General features: G+C 46.8%; 2 protein-coding genes. One reads left to right on the top strand and one right to left on the bottom strand.

Annotation, left to right across the window (positions count from 1 at the left end; translation table 11 throughout):
* Positions 1 to 718, top strand: a 718-nt coding sequence (locus A3712_RS19445; protein WP_063524718.1) for an acyltransferase, incomplete at its 5' end; no start/stop codon positions are given.
* Between the two features lie 69 nt (positions 719 to 787).
* On the opposite strand, the gene A3712_RS19440 is transcribed toward A3712_RS19445, so the two are convergent.
* Positions 788 to 966: DUF2500 domain-containing protein (locus tag A3712_RS19440; protein WP_157618819.1), on the bottom strand; the 179-nt coding region annotated here is incomplete at its 5' end.

Here is a 966-nt window from a genome sequence, read left to right as displayed (position 1 = left end):
GTCTGGTTGGTCGGCAATGGGCTTTGATGCCGATGTCAGCTGGGATGTGCTGCTCAATAGCTATCACCATTACACCTACTATCACTTAGGTTTCTTTTACTACTTCATTCCACTCTATTTTGTGATTCCGTTCTTACAGATCATGGTCAGAAAGTATGGTGATAAGGCGGTTTATAGCTTCACTGCGGTGTGGCTGTTTACCTCGTTACTGTTCTTACTCAGAATTGATGGTCCTTGGAGCCATGAGCTGTGGCTTTACACTGGCTACTTACCACTGGGTTATCTGCTGTACAAGAAAGTCCCACTCAACAAGTTTACCGTTAGCGTGAGTACTGGACTTGGCGTGTCGGCACTGTTGACCACCGTTTATATGGTGGTTGATACGAGCTTAGTCGCGGAAGAATACACGGTTGGTCGTTGGTTCTCGTACAAAACGCTGAATACTGTGTTAGCTGCGAGCATGGTGTTCATGCTGTGTCGCTACTTTGGAGAAGGGTTGTCAGACAAAGGCAATCAAGTGGTTGGCTTCATCAGTAAACACAGTTTGGGTATCTACTTATTGCACCCAATCTTCTTGTGGCCAATGAAAGAGTTTGGTTGGTACCAAGGTCACCCAGCTTGGGTTATTCCATTATGGATAGTGATCAGCGGAGCGGGTGCACTGTGGATGAGCTGGATCGTTTCTAAGTCAGAGAAGACACGTTGGCTATTGCCTTAGCGATGCGCCAAGGCGTTTCGATACTAGTTTACTATTGAATGTCGATGAGGAAGGGTTGAAGCGCTAGGGTTAGCGCTTCAATGCAAAGTGTAAGAACTTATTACCTTGGTAAGTTAAGGTCCCTTTGTCACCCGGGTTAAGAGCGTGGAAGTAGTGAATGCCGACTTGGAACTCACGTTTCGGACCAACCACACCGCGCTGAACATAAATCCAATACTCTTGGTCTTCTTGACCTGGCTCTGCATCAG

Source organism: Vibrio sp. HI00D65 (genome assembly GCF_001635455.1).
In the GTDB taxonomy this organism is placed as follows: domain Bacteria; phylum Pseudomonadota; class Gammaproteobacteria; order Enterobacterales; family Vibrionaceae; genus Vibrio.
This window is presented reverse-complemented; position numbering and strand designations above follow the sequence as displayed.